General features: G+C 52.2%; 11 protein-coding genes and 3 pseudogenes. 5 read left to right on the forward strand and 9 right to left on the reverse strand.

Translation table 11 applies throughout. The features are described 5' to 3' along the window. Positions 1 to 4: 4 nt before the first annotated feature. Positions 5 to 799 (forward strand): adenosylmethionine decarboxylase, encoded by a 795-nt coding sequence (speD, locus tag BGK49_RS11595; protein ID WP_000734287.1) that lies wholly within the window; start codon positions 5 to 7, stop codon positions 797 to 799. A 36-nt stretch (positions 800 to 835) separates the two neighbouring features. Here the strand turns inward: speD and yacL are convergent, their stop codons facing one another. Further along, positions 836 to 1,198, reverse strand: a complete 363-nt coding sequence (gene yacL, locus BGK49_RS11600; protein WP_000384306.1) for a protein YacL — start codon at positions 1,196 to 1,198, stop codon at positions 836 to 838. 174 nt (positions 1,199 to 1,372) lie between these two features. Continuing rightward, the gene (gene acnB / locus BGK49_RS11605) at positions 1,373 to 3,970 is read right to left on the reverse strand and encodes a bifunctional aconitate hydratase 2/2-methylisocitrate dehydratase (protein WP_001307570.1); all 2,598 of its coding nucleotides are present in this window, start codon (positions 3,968 to 3,970) and stop codon (positions 1,373 to 1,375) included. 354 nt (positions 3,971 to 4,324) lie between these two features. On the opposite strand from acnB, the pseudogene BGK49_RS11610 reads away from it, so the two are divergent. After that, positions 4,325 to 5,975: pseudogene (locus BGK49_RS11610) on the forward strand (DUF3300 domain-containing protein). A 70-nt stretch (positions 5,976 to 6,045) separates the two neighbouring features. Here BGK49_RS11610 and lpdA read toward each other — a convergent pair. From lpdA to pdhR, 4 genes are all read right to left on the reverse strand, one after another. Further along, the gene (gene lpdA / locus BGK49_RS11615) at positions 6,046 to 7,470 is read right to left on the reverse strand and encodes a dihydrolipoyl dehydrogenase (protein WP_000102485.1); all 1,425 of its coding nucleotides are present in this window, start codon (positions 7,468 to 7,470) and stop codon (positions 6,046 to 6,048) included. 324 nt (positions 7,471 to 7,794) lie between these two features. After that, on the reverse strand, positions 7,795 to 9,687 hold the full coding sequence (aceF, locus tag BGK49_RS11620) for a pyruvate dehydrogenase complex dihydrolipoyllysine-residue acetyltransferase (RefSeq protein ID WP_000963519.1): 1,893 nt from the start codon (positions 9,685 to 9,687) through the stop codon (positions 7,795 to 7,797). A 14-nt stretch (positions 9,688 to 9,701) separates the two neighbouring features. Further along, on the reverse strand, positions 9,702 to 12,365 hold the full coding sequence (aceE, locus tag BGK49_RS11625; protein ID WP_000003811.1) for a pyruvate dehydrogenase (acetyl-transferring), homodimeric type: 2,664 nt from the start codon (positions 12,363 to 12,365) through the stop codon (positions 9,702 to 9,704). A 160-nt stretch (positions 12,366 to 12,525) separates the two neighbouring features. Beyond that, the gene (gene pdhR, locus BGK49_RS11630; RefSeq protein ID WP_000331773.1) at positions 12,526 to 13,290 is read right to left on the reverse strand and encodes a pyruvate dehydrogenase complex transcriptional repressor PdhR; all 765 of its coding nucleotides are present in this window, start codon (positions 13,288 to 13,290) and stop codon (positions 12,526 to 12,528) included. Between the two features lie 540 nt (positions 13,291 to 13,830). On the opposite strand from pdhR, the gene aroP reads away from it, so the two are divergent. Continuing rightward, positions 13,831 to 15,204, forward strand: a complete 1,374-nt coding sequence (gene aroP, locus BGK49_RS11635) for an aromatic amino acid transporter AroP (RefSeq protein WP_000969917.1) — start codon at positions 13,831 to 13,833, stop codon at positions 15,202 to 15,204. A gap of 42 nt (positions 15,205 to 15,246) precedes the next feature. Here aroP and ampE read toward each other — a convergent pair whose 3' ends face one another. Further along, positions 15,247 to 16,101: a beta-lactamase regulator AmpE gene (gene ampE / locus BGK49_RS11640; protein WP_000172015.1), complete on the reverse strand. Its 855-nt coding sequence runs from the start codon at positions 16,099 to 16,101 to the stop codon at positions 15,247 to 15,249. Beyond that, positions 16,098 to 16,649 carry a 1,6-anhydro-N-acetylmuramyl-L-alanine amidase AmpD gene (ampD, locus tag BGK49_RS11645; protein ID WP_000923726.1) on the reverse strand — a complete coding sequence of 184 codons (552 nt, stop codon included), beginning with the start codon at positions 16,647 to 16,649 and terminating at the stop codon, positions 16,098 to 16,100. Before ampD ends, ampE begins: the two co-directional genes overlap by 4 nt. Before the next feature lie 87 nt (positions 16,650 to 16,736). On the opposite strand from ampD, the gene nadC reads away from it, so the two are divergent. Both nadC and BGK49_RS11660 read left to right on the forward strand, forming a co-directional pair. After that, entirely contained in the window at positions 16,737 to 17,630 is an 894-nt protein-coding gene (gene nadC / locus BGK49_RS11650) for a carboxylating nicotinate-nucleotide diphosphorylase (RefSeq protein ID WP_001135168.1), read from the forward strand. Between the two features lie 202 nt (positions 17,631 to 17,832). Beyond that, a pseudogene (locus BGK49_RS11660) lies at positions 17,833 to 18,021 on the forward strand (prepilin-type N-terminal cleavage/methylation domain-containing protein); the annotation flags it as partial. Positions 18,022 to 18,036: 15 nt separating this feature from the next. Here BGK49_RS11660 and BGK49_RS26655 read toward each other — a convergent pair. Further along, positions 18,037 to 18,336, reverse strand: a pseudogene (locus tag BGK49_RS26655) (IS1-like element IS1X2 family transposase); the annotation flags it as partial.

Consider the following 18,336-nt stretch of genomic DNA (forward strand, 5'->3'; position numbering starts at 1 on the left):
GAGATTGAAAAAACTGAAACTGCATGGCTTTAATAATCTGACCAAAAGTCTGAGTTTTTGTATTTACGATATCTGCTACGCCAAAACTGCCGAAGAGCGCGACGGTTATATTGCTTATATCGATGAACTCTATAATGCCAACCGTCTGACCGAAATCCTGTCAGAAACCTGTTCCATTATCGGGGCCAATATTCTTAACATCGCCCGCCAAGATTACGAACCACAGGGTGCCAGCGTCACTATTCTGGTGAGTGAAGAACCGGTTGACCCGAAACTCATCGACAAAACAGAACACCCCGGCCCACTGCCAGAAACGGTCGTTGCCCATCTCGATAAAAGTCATATTTGCGTACATACCTACCCGGAAAGCCATCCTGAAGGTGGTTTATGTACCTTCCGCGCCGATATTGAAGTCTCTACCTGCGGCGTGATTTCTCCGCTGAAGGCGCTGAATTACCTGATCCACCAGCTTGAGTCCGATATCGTAACCATTGATTATCGCGTGCGCGGTTTTACCCGCGACATTAACGGTATGAAGCACTTTATCGACCATGAGATTAATTCGATTCAGAACTTTATGTCTGACGATATGAAGGCGCTGTATGACATGGTGGATGTAAACGTCTATCAGGAAAATATCTTCCATACCAAGATGTTGCTTAAAGAGTTCGACCTTAAGCACTACATGTTCCACACCAAACCGGAAGATTTAACCGACAGCGAGCGCCAGGAAATTACCGCTGCGCTGTGGAAAGAAATGCGCGAGATTTATTACGGGCGCAATATGCCAGCTGTTTAACGGCTCTGGCGGAGCTCCAGGCTCCGCCAGATTTATTTACTTCTGCTGCACGAAATTGCGGTAAGCCGCCACGACCTGCAGAAAATCCTCAACGCCGCATAGCGACAGGCTTTCTTCGTCGTAGTAGTTCATCCCCTCTTCCATTTCATCGCCAGCGAATTCCAGTTGATTGGCGCGAACCATCACCTCTTCACCGTCCATCCACAGGGTGTATTCATGCCCTGCCCGTTGCCAGGACCGTTCGCTACCTTTCAGTGCGTGCGCTGCTTGTTCCACTTCATCAAGCAAGGCCAGGTTTTCTTTCACCTCTTCATTAAACCAGTGCCCGACCACTTCATGCCCCATGGACATACGCACCTTTACCACTCCGGTAATATCGCGCAGAAATTCGTAATCCATAGTGTGTTCCTCTGCTCCCGGCAATGCGCCGAAATCGCATTGCGCCATTGATGTAATTATCGCAGCCTTACCGGAGAAAAACAGCGGAACGGCGATGGTTTAGAAATAAAAAATGCCCGGGAATCTCATTCACCGGGCATTGTGTCGTTTATGCGCAGCGCGTGCGCTTACTTATTACACCGCAGTCTGGAAAATCACCCCATCGGCTTTTTCGGTGTACTGAGAAAGTTGGTTGAAGTTCAGATAACGATAAGTATCAACGGCAGTTTTATCTACTTGCGCAACGTAGGTCTGGTACTCTTCCGGCGTCGGCAGTTTGCCAATCAGCGCCGCAACAGCCGCCAGTTCTGCAGAAGCCAGGAAGACATTCGCGCCAGTCCCCAGACGGTTCGGGAAGTTACGGGTAGAGGTGGAAACCACCGTCGCACCGTCTGCTACACGCGCCTGGTTACCCATACACAGAGAACAGCCCGGGATCTCGATACGAGCCCCGCTCTTACCGAAGACGCTGTAGTAGCCTTCTTCAGTCAACTGTGCGGCGTCCATACGGGTTGGCGGTGCCACCCACAGGCGGGTCGGCAACTGGCCTTTATGCGCATCCAGCAGTTTACCCGCAGCACGGAAGTGACCGATGTTAGTCATGCAAGAACCGATAAATACTTCGTCGATCTTCTCGCCCTGTACCGCAGACAGCGGACGCGCGTCATCCGGGTCGTTCGGAGCACACAGGATTGGCTCTTTAATATCCGCCAGATCGATGTCAATCACTGCCGCGTATTCCGCATCTGCATCGGCTTCCAGCAGCTCAGGATTCGCCAGCCATTTTTCCATGCCCTGAATACGACGTTCCAGGGTACGACGATCGCCGTAACCTTCCGCGATCATCCACTTCAGCAGGACGATATTAGAGTTAAGGTATTCGATGATTGGTTCTTTGTTCAGCTTGATAGTACAACCAGCGGCAGAACGCTCAGCGGACGCATCGGTAAGCTCAAAGGCCTGCTCAACTTTCAGATCCGGCAGACCTTCAATTTCCAGAATGCGGCCAGAGAAGATGTTTTTCTTGCCTTTCTTCTCAACGGTCAGCAGACCTTGTTTGATGGCATACAGCGGAATGGCGTGTACCAGATCGCGCAGGGTGATGCCCGGCTGCATTTTGCCTTTGAAGCGCACCAGAACGGATTCCGGCATATCCAGCGGCATTACGCCTGTTGCGGCTGCAAATGCCACCAGACCAGAACCCGCCGGGAAAGAGATACCGATCGGGAAACGGGTATGGGAGTCACCTCCGGTACCGACGGTATCCGGCAGCAGCATACGGTTCAGCCAGGAGTGGATTACGCCGTCACCCGGACGCAGCGACACACCGCCACGGTTCATAATGAAGTCCGGCAGCGTGTGGTGCGTGTTCACGTCAACTGGCTTCGGATACGCCGCGGTGTGGCAGAAAGACTGCATCACCAGGTCAGCCGAGAAGCCCAGGCACGCCAGGTCTTTCAGTTCATCACGGGTCATCGGGCCGGTAGTGTCCTGTGAACCTACAGAAGTCATTTTCGGTTCGCAGTACGCGCCCGGACGAATGCCTTTCACGCCACAGGCACGGCCTACCATTTTCTGCGCCAGCGAGAAGCCGCGATCGCTCTCAGCGACATCTTTCGCCTGACGGAACACATCACTGTGCGGCAGACCAAGTGCTTCACGCGCTTTGGTGGTCAGGCCACGCCCGATAATCAGCGGGATACGGCCGCCAGCACGCACTTCATCAATCAGCACGTCGGTTTTCAGTTCGAAGGTCGCCAGCAGTTCGCCTGTTTCGTGGTTACGCACTTCACCTTTGTACGGGTAAACGTCAATCACGTCGCCCATGTTCAGGTTAGAGACGTCGACTTCGATTGGCAGTGCACCCGCGTCTTCCATCGTGTTAAAGAAGATGGGTGCAATTTTACCGCCGAGGCACAAACCACCGCCGCGTTTGTTCGGCACATGTGGAATATCATCGCCCATAAACCACAGAACGGAGTTCGTGGCGGATTTACGCGATGAACCCGTACCCACAACGTCACCGACGTACGCCAGCGGGAAACCTTTCTGTTGCAGAGCTTCAATCTGTTTGATCGGGCCAACAACACCTGGCTGGTCTGGCTCAATACCTTCACGGGCGTTTTTCAGCATCGCCAGCGCGTGCAGTGGGATATCCGGGCGCGACCACGCATCCGGTGCCGGAGAAAGGTCATCGGTGTTGGTTTCGCCAGTGACTTTGAAGACGGTAACGGTCAGTTTTTCAGCCAGCGCCGGGCGATTCAGAAACCATTCGGCATCCGCCCAGGACTGCATTACCTGCTTCGCATATTCGTTGCCTGCTTTCGCTTTCTCTTCTACGTCATAGAAGTTATCGAACATCAGCAGTGTGTGAGAAAGTGCTTTGGCAGCGATCGGTGCCAATTTGGCATCATCCAGCGCGTCGATCAGCGGATGAATGTTGTAACCACCCTGCATGGTGCCCAGCAGTTCGATGGCTTTTTCCGGAGTCAGCAGAGGGGATTTGGCTTCGCCTTTCGCGATAGCAGCCAGGAAGCCTGCTTTGACATAGGCGGCTTCATCGACGCCAGGGGGAACACGGTTGGTTAACAGATCTAACAGGAATTCTTCTTCGCCCGCGGGCGGGTTTTTCAGCAGCTCTACAAGTGCGGCCATTTGGTTTGCATCCAGGGGTTTGGGCGCAATCCCCTCAGCGGCACGCTCAGCTACGTGCTTACGGTATTCTTCTAGCACGACGGTTCTCCTCGCTCTCATTGTCATAGTGCGGCAGGCGATTCTCTTCACGCTCCTGTGAGACAGCAGTTTGTAGGGTAAATGCCCAGTACCGCAACGGGCAGAATAGCAGGATTTTGACGACGTGTTAATCTGTTTACAAAAAAGCAACATAAAAAAGTGGCTGAATCGTTAAGGATGGTCTAGAGATTGTTTCCCTCCGTAAAAACTTCGTTAATTCGCATGGTGATAATCACCTTTCTCAACGAATCCCAAGATTAGTCAAAATTTAAACTACCGCCTCTTTATACTCGGATTAACAGCACCTGCGGGTGGCAGTTCGCCGACCATTGCGATTTCCTTGAGATCCAAATTATGAAAATGACTTTGCCGTTTAAACCCCATGTGCTGGCACTAATTTGCAGTGCCGGGCTTTGTGCCGCCTCTGCCGGGCTATATATAAAAAGCCGCACAGTGGAAGCGGCTGTGGAAACGCAATCGACACAACTGGCTGTGTCTGACGCTGCCGCGGTTACGCTTCCTGCAACGGTTTCCGCGCCTCCCGTAACACCCGCCGTCGTTAAATCCGCATTCAGCACTGCACAAATAGATCAATGGGTCGCGCCCGTCGCGCTGTATCCCGACGCCCTACTTTCGCAGGTGCTGATGGCATCAACCTATCCGGCAAACGTTGCTCAAGCAGTGCAATGGTCGCACGATAATCCACTTAAACAAGGCGATGCTGCTATTCAGGCGGTATCTGACCAGCCGTGGGACGCCAGCGTTAAATCACTGGTGGCCTTTCCACAATTGATGGCATTGATGGGCGAAAACCCGCAATGGGTGCAAAACCTGGGCGATGCTTTTCTGGCGCAGCCGCAGGACGTGATGGACTCGGTACAGCGATTGCGGCAACTGGCGCAACAAACCGGTTCGCTGAAGTCATCAAACGAACAAAAAGTTATTACCACAACGAAGAAAGCTGTACCGGTAAAACAGACAGTCACTGCACCCGTCATACCATCCAATACCGTTTTAACTGCCAGCCCCGTCATTACAGAGCCTGCAACAACCGTCATTTCCATTGAGCCCGCCAATCCTGATGTGGTCTATATTCCCAACTACAACCCAACCATGGTTTACGGGAACTGGGCCAATACTGCGTATCCGCCGGTTTATCTGCCACCACCAGCCGGAGAACCGTTTATTGACAGCTTTGTGCGCGGATTCGGCTATAGCATGGGTGTTGCTACCACGTACGCACTATTCAGCAGCATCGACTGGGATGACGACGATCATGACCATCATCATCATGACGATGATGATTATCATCACCACGATGGCGGTCATCGTGACGGTAATGGCTGGCAACACAACGGCGACAACATCAATATCGACGTCAACAATTTCAACCGTATCACCGGTGAGCATCTTACTGATAAGAATATGGCATGGCGGCACAATCCAAACTACCGTAATGGTATGCCCTATCATGATCAGGATATGGCAAAGCGGTTTCATCAAACCGATGTCAACGGCGGAATGAGTGCCACGCAGCTACCTGCTCCAACACGCGACAGCCAGCGTCAGACGGCAGCAAGTCAGTTTCAGCAACGAACACACGCCGCCCCCGTCATTACACGAGATACCCAACGTCAGGCAGCGGCACAGCGGTTTAATGAAGCGGAGCTATGACGACTTCCGCGACTTCAGCCGTCGCCAACCCCTGACCCAGCAACAAAAGGACGCCGCTCGTCAGCGTTATCAGTCAGCTTCTCCTGAGCAGCGCCAGGTGTTTAAGGAAAAAGTACAGCAGCGCCCACTGAACCAACAGCAACGTGATAACGCCCGCCAGCGTGTTCAATCAGCATCACCTGAACAACGTCAGGTTTTTCGGGAGAGAGTTCAGGAGAGCCGCCCACAACGTCTAAACGACAGTAACCGTACTGCAAGATTGAATAACGATCAACGGTCAGCAGTACGCGAACGTCTCTCTGAGCGCGGAGCAAGGCGACTGGAAAGGTAAATTACAGACGTAAAAAAAGCGGCGTGGTTAGCCGCTTTTTTAATTGCCGGATGTTCCGGCAAACGAAAAATTACTTCTTCTTCGCTTTCGGGTTCGGCAGGTCGGTAATGCTACCTTCGAACACTTCTGCCGCCAGGCCCACAGACTCGTGCAGAGTCGGGTGCGCATGGATGGTCAGCGCGATGTCTTCAGCGTCACAACCCATTTCGATTGCCAGGCCGATTTCACCCAGCAGCTCGCCGCCGTTGGTACCGACAATCGCACCACCGATCACACGGTGAGATTCTTTGTCGAAAATCAGCTTGGTCATACCGTCTGCGCAGTCGGAAGCGATAGCACGACCAGAAGCAGCCCACGGGAAGGTGGCGGTTTCATAGCTGATGCCTTTCTCTTTCGCTTCTTTCTCAGTCAGACCTACCCATGCAACTTCTGGTTCGGTATAGGCGATAGACGGGATAACTTTCGGATCGAAGTAGTGTTTTTTACCGGCGATAACTTCAGCGGCAACGTGACCTTCGTGAACACCTTTGTGTGCCAGCATCGGCTGACCAACGATATCGCCGATAGCAAAGATGTGCGGTACGTTGGTACGCAGCTGTTTGTCAACGCGGATGAAACCACGGTCGTCCACTTCCACGCCAGCTTTGCCTGCGTCGAGGTTTTTACCGTTCGGCACACGACCAATCGCTACCAGCACGGCGTCGTAACGCTGCGGTTCAGCGGGTGCTTTTTTGCCTTCCATCGTCACATAAATACCGTCTTCTTTCGCTTCAACAGCGGTAACTTTGGTTTCCAGCATCAGGTTGAATTTCTTGCTGATACGCTTGGTGAAGACTTTAACGATGTCTTTGTCAGCTGCCGGGATAACCTGGTCGAACATTTCAACCACGTCAATCTGTGAACCCAGCGCGTGGTATACGGTGCCCATTTCCAGACCGATGATACCGCCACCCATTACCAGCAGGCGTTCTGGTACTTCTTTCAGTTCCAGCGCGTCAGTGGAGTCCCAGATACGCGGATCTTCATGCGGAATAAACGGCAGTTGGATCGGGCGAGAACCCGCTGCAATGATCGCGTTGTCGAAGTTGATCACGGTTTTACCGTTCTCACCTTCAACTTCCAGGGTGTTAGCCCCGGTAAATTTACCCAGACCGTTGACCACTTTGACTTTGCGGCCTTTCGCCATACCAGCCAGACCACCGGTCAGCTGATTGATCACTTTCTCTTTCCAGGTACGAATCTTGTCAATATCGGTTTTCGGTTCGCCGAAGACGATACCGTGTTCAGCCAGCGCTTTGGCTTCTTCGATAACTTTTGCTACGTGCAGCAGTGCTTTAGAAGGGATACAGCCGACGTTCAGGCAAACACCGCCAAGGGTGTTGTAACGTTCTACGATTACGGTTTCCAGACCTAAATCAGCGCAACGGAAGGCAGCGGAGTAACCTGCGGGGCCTGCCCCAAGTACCACGACCTGAGTTTTGATTTCAGTACTCATCATGACCTCTATATATTTATCTCCGGCGGTCATACCCGTCGTCTTTCAGGCCGCAGCGGCGTTAGCTTCACGCCCTCACCCCAGTCACTTACTTATGTAAGCCCCTGGGGATTCTGGCGCTTGCTACCTTGCTGCACCCAGAAATCCATAGGGTATGTGAAGTAATACCCTAACCACCACCGGGTCGTTCTATCCGTCGGTATTTTACAAAATTGTTAACAATTTTTAAACAACAAACGGCAACCGATTTGTCTATTCGCTAATAACCTCAATACATTCATGAGATTACCAGAAAAAAGCCGGCCGTTGGGCCGGCTCTTTTACTTACATCACCAGACGGCGAATGTCAGACAGCGTGTTGTTAATGATGGTAATGAAACGGGCACCATCAGCACCGTCGATCACGCGGTGGTCGAAGGAGAGAGAAAGCGGCAGCATCAGACGCGGCACGAACTCTTTACCATTCCACACCGGCTCCATCGCGGACTTGGAAACGCCGAGGATAGCCACTTCCGGCGCGTTCACAATCGGCGCGAAGTGGGTAGTACCCAGGCCGCCGATGCTGGAGATGGTGAAGCAACCGCCCTGCATTTCGCCCGCAGTCAGCTTACCGTCACGCGCTTTCTTAGAAATAGTCATCAGCTCGCGAGACAGCTCGATGATGCCTTTCTTGTTGACGTCTTTGAATACCGGAACAACCAGACCGTTCGGGGTATCCACCGCCACACCGATGTTGATGTATTTCTTCAGGGTCAGACGCTGACCGTCTTCCGACAGCGAACTATTGAAGCGAGGCATCTGCTCAAGAGCTGCAGCAACGGCTTTCATGATGAAGACAACCGGGGTGATCTTCACATCCAGCTTACGTTTCGCCGCTTCTTCGTTCTGCTGTTTACGGAACGCTTCCAGCTCGGTGATATCGGTTTTGTCGAAGTGGGTAACATGCGGGATCATCACCCAGTTACGGCTCAGGTTAGCACCAGAAATTTTCTGGATACGGCCCAGTTCCACTTCTTCGATTTCACCAAACTTGCTGAAGTCCACCTTCGGCCACGGCAGCATGCCTGGGATACCGCCGCCAGTCGCCGCCGGAGCTGCTTCTGCACGTTTGATAGCTTCTTTCACGTAAGCCTGAACGTCTTCGCGCAGGATACGACCTTTACGGCCAGTGCCCTTCACTTTCGCCAGGTTAACACCAAACTCGCGTGCCAGACGGCGGATCAGCGGAGTCGCGTGAACATAAGCGTCGTTTTCAGCAAATTCAGATTTGCCTTCCGCTTTCGCAGCTGGTGCTGCTGCCGGGGCTTCAGCTTTTGCTGCCGGTGCCGGCGCTGCCGCTTCCTGTTTCGCAGGAGCTGCCGCAGGCGCTGCGCCTTCAACTTCGAAGATCATAATCAGCGAGCCAGTTTTCACTTTATCGCCAACGTTGACTTTCAGTTCCTTCACGACGCCTGCAAACGGCGCCGGAACTTCCATAGAAGCTTTGTCGCCTTCTACGGTGATCAGTGACTGTTCAGCGGCAACTTTGTCGCCCACTTTCACCATCACTTCAGTCACTTCAACTTCGTCACCGCCGATATCCGGAACGTTAACTTCTTTCACGCCAGCTGCTGGTGCAGGGGCCGCTGCCGGAGCCGCTTCCTGTTTAGCCGCCGGAGCTGCCGCGCCTGCTTCACCCGCGACTTCGAAGACCATAATCAGCGAGCCGGTAGACACTTTGTCACCCACGTTCACTTTGATCTCTTTCACGGTGCCAGCAAACGGAGCCGGAACTTCCATAGAAGCTTTATCGCCTTCTACGGTGATCAGCGACTGTTCAGCTTCAACTTTATCGCCAACTTTCACCAGGATTTCGGTCACTTCAACTTCGTCGCTGCCGATATCCGGAACGTTAACGTCTTTTGCCGCCGCAGCCGCGGGTGCTGCTGCCGGAGCTGCTTCTTTCTTCTCTTCTGCCTGAGCAGGTGCAGCGTCTGCTGCACCGTCGGCGGAATCGAAAATCATAATCAGTGCGCCGGTCTGGGTTTTATCGCCAACAGAGACTTTGATCTCTTTAACGATACCCGCCTGCGGAGACGGAACTTCCATAGAGGCTTTGTCGCCTTCTACGGTGATCAGCGACTGTTCGGCTTCAACTTTGTCGCCCACTTTGACCAGGATCTCGGTGATTTCAACTTCATCAGCCCCGATGTCCGGTACTTTGATTTCGATAGCCATTATTCTTTTACCTCTTACGCCAGACGCGGGTTAACTTTATCTGCATCGATGTTGAATTTGGCGATTGCGTCAGCAACCACTTTCTTATCGATTTCGCCACGTTTAGCCAGTTCGCCCAGCGCCGCAACCACGACATAAGAAGCATCAACTTCGAAGTGGTGACGCAGGTTCTCACGGCTGTCGGAACGACCGAAGCCATCAGTACCCAGTACGCGGTAGTCGTCAGCCGGTACGTAAGTACGGACCTGCTCAGCGAACAGTTTCATATAGTCGGTAGATGCCACTGCCGGAGCGTCGTTCATCACCTGAGCGATATACGGAACGCGCGGAGTTTCCAGCGGATGAAGCATGTTCCAGCGTTCACAATCCTGACCATCACGCGCCAGCTCGGTGAAGGAGGTCACGCTATAAACGTCAGAACCTACGCCGTAATCTTTCGCCAGGATCTCTGCCGCTTCACGGACGTGACGCAGGATAGAACCGGAGCCCAGCAGCTGAACTTTACCTTTGCTACCTTCAATGGTTTCGAGTTTGTAGATACCTTTACGGATACCTTCCTCAGCACCTTCCGGCATTGCCGGCATGTGGTAGTTTTCGTTCAGCGTGGTGATGTAGTAGTAAACGTTCTCTTGTTTTTCACCGTACATACGCTCCAGACCGTCATGCATAATGACAGCAACTTCGTAAGCGTAAGCCGGGTCGTAAGAGATACAGTTCGGAATAGTCAGCGACTGAATGTGGCTGTGACCATCTTCATGCTGCAGACCTTCTCCGTTCAGGGTGGTACGACCGGAAGTACCGCCGATCAGGAAGCCACGCGCTTGCTGGTCGCCAGCCGCCCAGCACAGATCGCCAATACGCTGGAAGCCGAACATCGAGTAATAGATGTAGAACGGGATCATCGGCAGATTGTTGGTGCTGTAAGAGGTCGCCGCTGCCAGCCAGGAACAACCTGCGCCCAGCTCGTTGATCCCTTCCTGCAGAATCTGACCTTTCTCGTCTTCTTTATAGTAAGCAACCTGCTCGCGGTCCTGCGGGGTGTACTGCTGACCGTTCGGGCTGTAAATACCAATCTGACGGAACAGACCTTCCATACCGAAAGTACGCGCTTCGTCGGCGATGATCGGTACCAGACGATCTTTGATCGACTTGTTCTTCAGCATTACGTTCAGGGCACGAACGAAAGCGATAGTGGTAGAGATCTCTTTGCTCTGCTCTTCCAGCAGCGCGCCGAAGTCTTGCAGGCTCGGCAGCTCAAGCTTCTCGGTGAAGTTCGGCTGACGGCTTGGCAGATAACCGTGCAGTTTCTGACGCTGTGCGTGCAGATAGGTATGCTCTTCAGAACCTTCCGGGAAGGTGATGTACGGCAGTTTTTCGATATCTGCATCAGACACCGGCACATTGAAACGGTCGCGGATGTGACGCACGCCGTCCATGTTCATTTTCTTAACCTGGTGCGCGATGTTTTTACCTTCAGCCGCGTCGCCCATGCCGTAACCTTTAATGGAATGAGCAAGGATTACTGTCGCTTTGCCTTTGGTTTCCTGCGCTTTCTTGAATGCAGCGTAGATTTTCTTCGGATCGTGACCACCACGGTTCAGTGCCCAGATCTGCTCGTCAGTCCAGTCTGCAACCAGTGCTGCGGTTTCAGGATATTTACCGAAGAAGTGTTCACGAACGTACGCACCATCTTTCGATTTGAAGGTCTGGTAGTCGCCGTCAACGGTTTCGTTCATCAGCTGGATCAGTTTACCGCTGGTATCTTTACGCAGCAGATCATCCCAACGGCTACCCCACATCACTTTGATCACGTTCCAGCCAGCACCTTCGAAGATGCCTTCCAGTTCGTTGATGATCTTGCCGTTACCGGTGACCGGGCCGTCAAGACGCTGCAGGTTACAGTTGATAACGAAGACCAGGTTATCCAGTTTTTCACGGGTAGCGATGGTGATCGCACCTTTAGATTCCGGTTCGTCCATTTCACCGTCGCCGAGGAACGCGTAAACGGTCTGTTTAGAGGTATCTTTCAGGCCACGGTGTTCCAGATATTTCAGGAATTTAGCCTGGTAAATAGCACCAATCGGCCCCAGCCCCATAGATACGGTCGGGAACTGCCAGAATTCCGGCATCAGTTTCGGGTGCGGATAGGAAGAGAGGCCATTGCCGTGAACTTCCTGACGGAAGTTATCCAGCTGCTCCTGAGTCAGACGACCTTCCAGGAAAGCACGTGCGTACACGCCCGGGGAGATGTGGCCCTGGAAGTAAACCAGGTCGCCGCCATCCTGCTCGTTGCGTGCACGGAAGAAGTGGTTAAAGCACACATCATAAATGGTTGCGGAAGACTGGAAGGACGCCATATGGCCGCCCAGTTCGAGGTCTTTTTTCGACGCACGCAGCACCGTCATGATGGCGTTCCAGCGGATAGCTGAACGAATACGGCGTTCCAGTTCCAGATTACCCGGATACTCCGGTTGTTCTTCAACGGGGATGGTGTTGATGTAGTTGCTGATACCTGTGCCTGCGGCTACGTTTACACCGCCTTTGCGGGCTTCAGCAAGCAGTTGGTCGATCAGATACTGAGCACGCTCAACACCTTCTTCACGGATGACCGATTCGATCGCCTGGAGCCAGTCGCGAGTTTCGATCGGATCCACGTCATTTGGGAAACGTTCTGACATGGGTTATTCCTTATCTATCTAATAACGTTGAGTTTTCTGGAACCTGTCCCATTGAACTCTCGCCGGAAAGCTCAATAAGACAGGTTCTACGTTTAGTTGCCGCGCTTTTATATGCGCTTGATTTACAACATCTTCTGGATAATTTTTACCAGAAAAATCACTAATTCTTTCGTTGCTCCAGACGACGCAGAGAACGCTCACGGCGGCTCTCTTCACGACTTCTGTCGAGCAAAATTTCTTCGATAAAGGCCAGATGGCGATGCGATGCTTCGCGCGCTTCTTCCGGCTTACCGGCCATAATCGCTTCAAATATGCGGGTGCGGTGACTACTCACCAGCGGCAGCATCTCGCGACGCGAATAGAGCAATTCGAAGTTCTGGCGGACATTCTGGGCCAACATCGGCTCCATACACCTTAGCAGATGAAGCAGAACCACATTGTGGGCCGCTTCAGTGACAGCAATCTGATACTGGAGTACGGCGTTTGATTCCGCGTCCAGATCGCCAGACTGCTGCGCCAGTTCTATGGCGTGATGGAGTTCACAGATGCGTTCCTTGTCTTCATCGGTACTACGCAGCGCAGCGTAATAAGCGGCGATACCTTCCAGGGCGTGTCGTGTTTCGAGCAAGTCATACTGTGACTCAGGATGGTCGGAGAGCAGCTCCACCAGCGGATCGCTGAAGCTTTGCCATAGGCTGCTCTGGACAAAAGTGCCGCCACCCTGGCGACGAAGCAACAAGCCCTTCGCTTCGAGACGTTGAATCGCCTCACGCAAGGAGGGACGGGAGACGTCAAACTGTTTTGCCAGTTCGCGTTCCGGTGGGAGTTTTTCGCCCGGGCGGAGAGTGCCTTCGAGGATCAAAAACTCCAGTTGCTGCTCAATCACATCGGAGAGTTTTGGTTGGCGGATTTTGCTGTAGGCCATGAGTTCCTGTCTTAAGCCACTTGCCGAAGTCAATTGGTCTTACCAATTTCATGTCTGTGACGCTAAAGTAACAAAGTATTCACCTTATGTCCATACAGGTTTTGATTGAAATCATGAAACTGTGCACATTTTAACAACTTGACATATATAACGTTTCAAAGTTGTAACTATGCACAAATGTAGACTTTACGTAGGAAAGGGATTTTTTAACGATTATTAAACTATAAAAATCCGAATTGAACCGATTCACTTACCAATTTTGTGATTTTTAATTCAATTAAAACGAATTTAAATTCATTCTACATATTGAGAGGGGTTGAGGCTGAGCTTTACAAACGGTTTCTTTTTAAGCAACTCATCTTCAACCATGCATAAAGCGGGTGCATTCGCTGCCGCATACCATTATTCTTGATCTGACGGAAGTCTTTTTGTAACAATTCAAACTTCTTTGATGTAAACAAATTAATACAACAAACGGAATTGCAAACTTACACACGCATCACTGCGTAGATCAAAAAAACAACCACCGCACGAGGTTTCATGATGGAAGGTCAACAGCACGGCGAGCAGCTAAAGCGCGGCCTTAAAAACCGCCATATTCAGCTTATCGCGCTGGGTGGCGCGATAGGGACCGGGTTATTCCTGGGTAGCGCCTCCGTAATACAGTCCGCAGGGCCAGGGATTATCCTGGGTTACGCCATTGCTGGTTTTATCGCCTTTCTGATCATGCGTCAGCTGGGTGAAATGGTGGTCGAAGAACCTGTCGCAGGCTCCTTTAGCCACTTTGCTTATAAATACTGGGGCAGTTTTGCCGGTTTCGCCTCTGGCTGGAACTACTGGGTACTGTACGTTTTAGTTGCCATGGCTGAGCTGACTGCCGTGGGTAAATACATTCAGTTCTGGTATCCGGAAATCCCCACCTGGGTTTCTGCCGCCGTATTCTTTGTGGTGATTAACGCCATCAACCTGACCAACGTTAAAGTGTTTGGCGAGATGGAGTTCTGGTTTGCCATTATCAAAGTTATCGCGGTGGTAGCGATGATCATCTTCGGCGGCTGGCTGCTATTCAGTGGCAACAGCGGCCCGCAGGCGACCGTTAGCAACCTGTGGGATCAGGGTGGTTTCCTGCCGCACGGCTTCACCGGGCTGGTGATGATGATGGCGATTATCATGTTCTCGTTCGGTGGTCTGGAACTGGTGGGGATCACCGCAGCAGAAGCTGATAACCCGGAGCAAAGTATACCGAAAGCAACTAACCAGGTTATCTACCGCATCCTGATTTTCTATATTGGTTCGTTAGCCGTTCTGCTCTCACTGATGCCGTGGACCCGCGTTACCGCCGATACCAGTCCGTTTGTGCTGATCTTCCACGAGTTAGGCGATACCTTTGTGGCGAATGCGCTGAACATCGTGGTACTGACTGCGGCGCTCTCCGTGTACAACAGCTGCGTATATTGCAACAGCCGTATGCTGTTTGGTCTGGCACAACAGGGTAATGCGCCAAAAGCGCTGGCGTCTGTCGATAAACGTGGTGTACCAGTAAATACCATTCTGGTGTCTGCACTGGTAACGGCGTTGTGCGTACTGATTAACTACCTTGCCCCAGAGTCCGCTTTCGGACTGTTAATGGCGCTGGTGGTATCTGCACTGGTAATCAACTGGGCGATGATTAGCCTGGCGCATATGAAATTCCGTCGCGCCAAGCAGGAACAAGGCGTGGTAACTCGCTTCCCTGCTCTGCTTTATCCGCTGGGTAACTGGATCTGCCTGCTGTTTATGGCGGCGGTACTGGTGATTATGCTGATGACCCCAGGAATGGCGATTTCGGTATACCTGATCCCGGTATGGCTGATCGTGTTAGGTATCGGCTATCTGTTTAAAGAGAAAACCGCCAAAGCCGTAAAAGCGCATTAATCTCTCTACGCCCTCACCCGTACAGGGTGAGGGCAATAATCTTTACACCAACGCCCCGTAAATCGTCAGTAGTGCAATCACCACCACGACCACGAACGAGGTTTTCTTCGCCATTGAAACCGCTGCCTTCGGCGTCTCCACCTTATCGACATGCGGTTCACGCGCCAGAGAGAACTGCGCCAGACGCGTTAACACCTGATACTGCGAAGTATGGAAGTCACCCAGCGAAGCAAACCAGGCCGGTAACGCTTTCTCCCCATGACCGATCAAGGCATATACCACACCCGCAAGACGAACCGGCACCCAATCCAGTACATGAAGCACGGCATCAATGCCGGACTGTAAACGATGATGCGGCGTCTGGTATCGCGCCAGCCAGTATTGCCATGCACGCAAAAACGCATACCCCATCAGCGTAACGGGTCCCCAGATTCCCCCCACAATCAACCAGAACAGCGGAGCAAGATAAAAACGAAAGTTAATCCACAGCAATGCATTTTGCAGCTCACGCAAATACTCACGTTCATCGCAGCCTGCCGGGACGCCGTGAATCATGGTGAGTTCGCCAGCCATCGTGACACGGGCATGGCTATCATTACGTGAAGCAGCTGTCAGATAAGCATGATAATGAAGACGAACTTTACCTGCGCCAATACACAGCAAACCAATCAGCAGCCACACCAGCAGCGTGGGAACGTTGAACAATACTCCCTGCAATGCGCGTAACAGTAAAAAAGTCACGCCCATCGCAATAATGGTCATGCCTAACGTGCGCCCGAGAGAAAAATGTTTCACCCGCCGAAAGAACGCTTCAAGACGATGATCAAGCTGCCAGTGCTCGCCCAACTTAAACAGGCGCTCGAAAATTAACACCAGTAAGGTTGTAAATAGCGTCATGTTGTCTCCTTGCTGACCAGCGCACGAAACCGCGCCCAATCAAATGCAGGGCCGGGATCGGTTTTCCGATCCGGCGCAATATCACAATGGCCCGTCATGTTATTAGCGATATCTGGATAGCGATCAATCAGTGCCCGCGTAACCGCCGCAAGCTGTTGATACTGCGCATCGGTATACGCCAGCGTATCGGTGCCTTCAAGCTCAATCCCAATAGAAAAATCATTGCAGCGTTCGCGCCCCTGATACTGAGAGACTCCCGCATGCCATGCACGTTTATCGAAAGGAACATACTGGACTATTTCACCATCACGGCGAATCAAACAGTGAGCGGAGACGCGCAAATGGGCGATCTCAGCAAAGAAAGGATGTGCCTGCGGATCAATAGTTCCAGTGAATAATGCGTCGATCCACGGACCGCCAAACTCGCCTGGCGGCAGGCTAATATTGTGCACCACCAGCAGGGTGGGTGTTTCGTCATCCGGGCGGCAATCGTAATGTGGTGAGGGAACGCGGCGCGCGCCAACCAGCCACCCCTGTTCTAACAACATGCAGGATCTCCTTATATGTGGTGCTAATACCCGGTTCAGAGTAGCATGTTTCTACCTTATGATTCGTTAGCTATCTGGAGTTTTAACATGCCGCCTCGCCGCTATAACCCTGACACCCGACGTGACGAGCTGCTGGAACGCATTAATCTCGATATCCCCGGCGCGGTGGCCCAGGCGCTGCGGGAAGATTTAGGCGGAACAGTCGATGCCAACAATGACATTACGGCAAAACTTTTACCGGAAAACTCTCGCTCTCATGCCACGGTGATCACCCGCGAGAATGGCGTATTTTGCGGCAAACGCTGGGTTGAAGAGGTGTTTATTCAACTGGCAGGCGACGATGTCACCATAATCTGGCATGTGGATGACGGCGATGTCATCAACGCCAATCAACCCTTGTTCGAACTTGAAGGCCCATCCCGCGTGCTGTTAACGGGCGAACGCACTGCGCTTAATTTTGTGCAAACCCTTTCAGGAGTTGCCAGTAAGGTACGCCACTATGTCGAATTACTGGAAGGCACCAACACGCAGTTGTTGGATACGCGCAAAACCTTACCTGGCCTGCGTTCAGCTCTGAAATACGCGGTACTTTGCGGCGGCGGAGCGAATCACCGTCTGGGGCTTTCTGATGCCTTCCTGATCAAAGAAAATCATATTATTGCCTCCGGCTCAGTGCGCCAGGCCGTCGAAAAAGCGTCCTGGCTGCACCCGGATGCGCCAGTAGAAGTCGAAGTAGAGAATCTGGAAGAACTTGATGAAGCCCTGAAAGCAGGAGCCGATATCATCATGCTGGATAACTTCGAAACAGAACAGATGCGCGAAGCCGTCAAACGCACCAACGGCAAGGCGCTACTGGAAGTGTCTGGCAACGTCACTGACAAAACACTGCGCGAATTTGCCGAAACGGGCGTGGACTTTATCTCCGTCGGTGCGCTAACTAAACACGTACAAGCACTCGACCTTTCAATGCGTTTTCGCTAATTGCTGACAGATTTATCCGCTCCATCGCGGGCGGATAATCTCCCCTTCCCCAACTTTCTTCGTAACGCCTCGCAAATTTCTTGTCTTTCGCTGCAACGAAATAAAAAACCTCGGAAGCTGCTTTCCCGTTTCGTTTTTTGCCCCTCGCTTGTGCTGATGGCGTTTGCCAAAGTAGCGCCAACCAAATCAAGGAGCGAAACAGATGGACAAGCAACGCGGTTTTACACTTATCGAACTGATGGTGGTTATTGGCATCATTGCCATTTTAAGCGCCATTGGTATTCCCGCTTATCAAAACTACCTGCGCAAAGCTGCACTCACCGACATGCTACAAACCTTTGTGCCTTACCGTACCGCCGTAGAGTTGTGCGCGCTGGAACATGGTGGATTAGGTAATGACTCCAACTTACTGATAGTGTTTTATGTTCAGATAATGCCCGATGACCTTGTCATGCAGCTCCACCGATTTTGAGAACGACAGTGACTTCCGTCCCAGCCTTGCCAGATGTTGTCTCAGATTCAGATTATGTCGCTCAATGCGCTGAGTGTAACGCTTGCTGATAACGTGCAGCTTTCCCTTCAGGCGTGATTCATACAGCGGCCAGCCATCCGTCATCCATACCACGACCTCAAAGGCCGACAGCAGGCTCAGAAGACGCTCCAGTGTGGCCAGAGTGCGTTCACCGAAGACGTGCGCCACAACCGT

It is taken from the genome of Shigella sp. FC1544, from assembly GCF_001722145.1.
Classification (GTDB): domain Bacteria; phylum Pseudomonadota; class Gammaproteobacteria; order Enterobacterales; family Enterobacteriaceae; genus Escherichia; species Escherichia coli.

Excerpts from the sequence above, each read along its gene's own strand:
- yacL (WP_000384306.1), bottom strand. The coding sequence starts at position 1,198 with ATGGATTACGAATTTCTGCGCGATATTACCGGAGTGGTAAAGGTGCGT.
- lpdA (WP_000102485.1), bottom strand. The coding sequence starts at position 7,470 with ATGAGTACTGAAATCAAAACTCAGGTCGTGGTACTTGGGGCAGGCCCC.
- aceF (WP_000963519.1), bottom strand. The coding sequence starts at position 9,687 with ATGGCTATCGAAATCAAAGTACCGGACATCGGGGCTGATGAAGTTGAA.
- aceE (WP_000003811.1), bottom strand. The coding sequence starts at position 12,365 with ATGTCAGAACGTTTCCCAAATGACGTGGATCCGATCGAAACTCGCGAC.
- pdhR (WP_000331773.1), bottom strand. The coding sequence starts at position 13,290 with ATGGCCTACAGCAAAATCCGCCAACCAAAACTCTCCGATGTGATTGAG.
- aroP (WP_000969917.1), top strand. The coding sequence starts at position 13,831 with ATGATGGAAGGTCAACAGCACGGCGAGCAGCTAAAGCGCGGCCTTAAA.
- ampE (WP_000172015.1), bottom strand. The coding sequence starts at position 16,101 with ATGACGCTATTTACAACCTTACTGGTGTTAATTTTCGAGCGCCTGTTT.
- ampD (WP_000923726.1), bottom strand. The coding sequence starts at position 16,649 with ATGTTGTTAGAACAGGGGTGGCTGGTTGGCGCGCGCCGCGTTCCCTCA.
- nadC (WP_001135168.1), top strand. The coding sequence starts at position 16,737 with ATGCCGCCTCGCCGCTATAACCCTGACACCCGACGTGACGAGCTGCTG.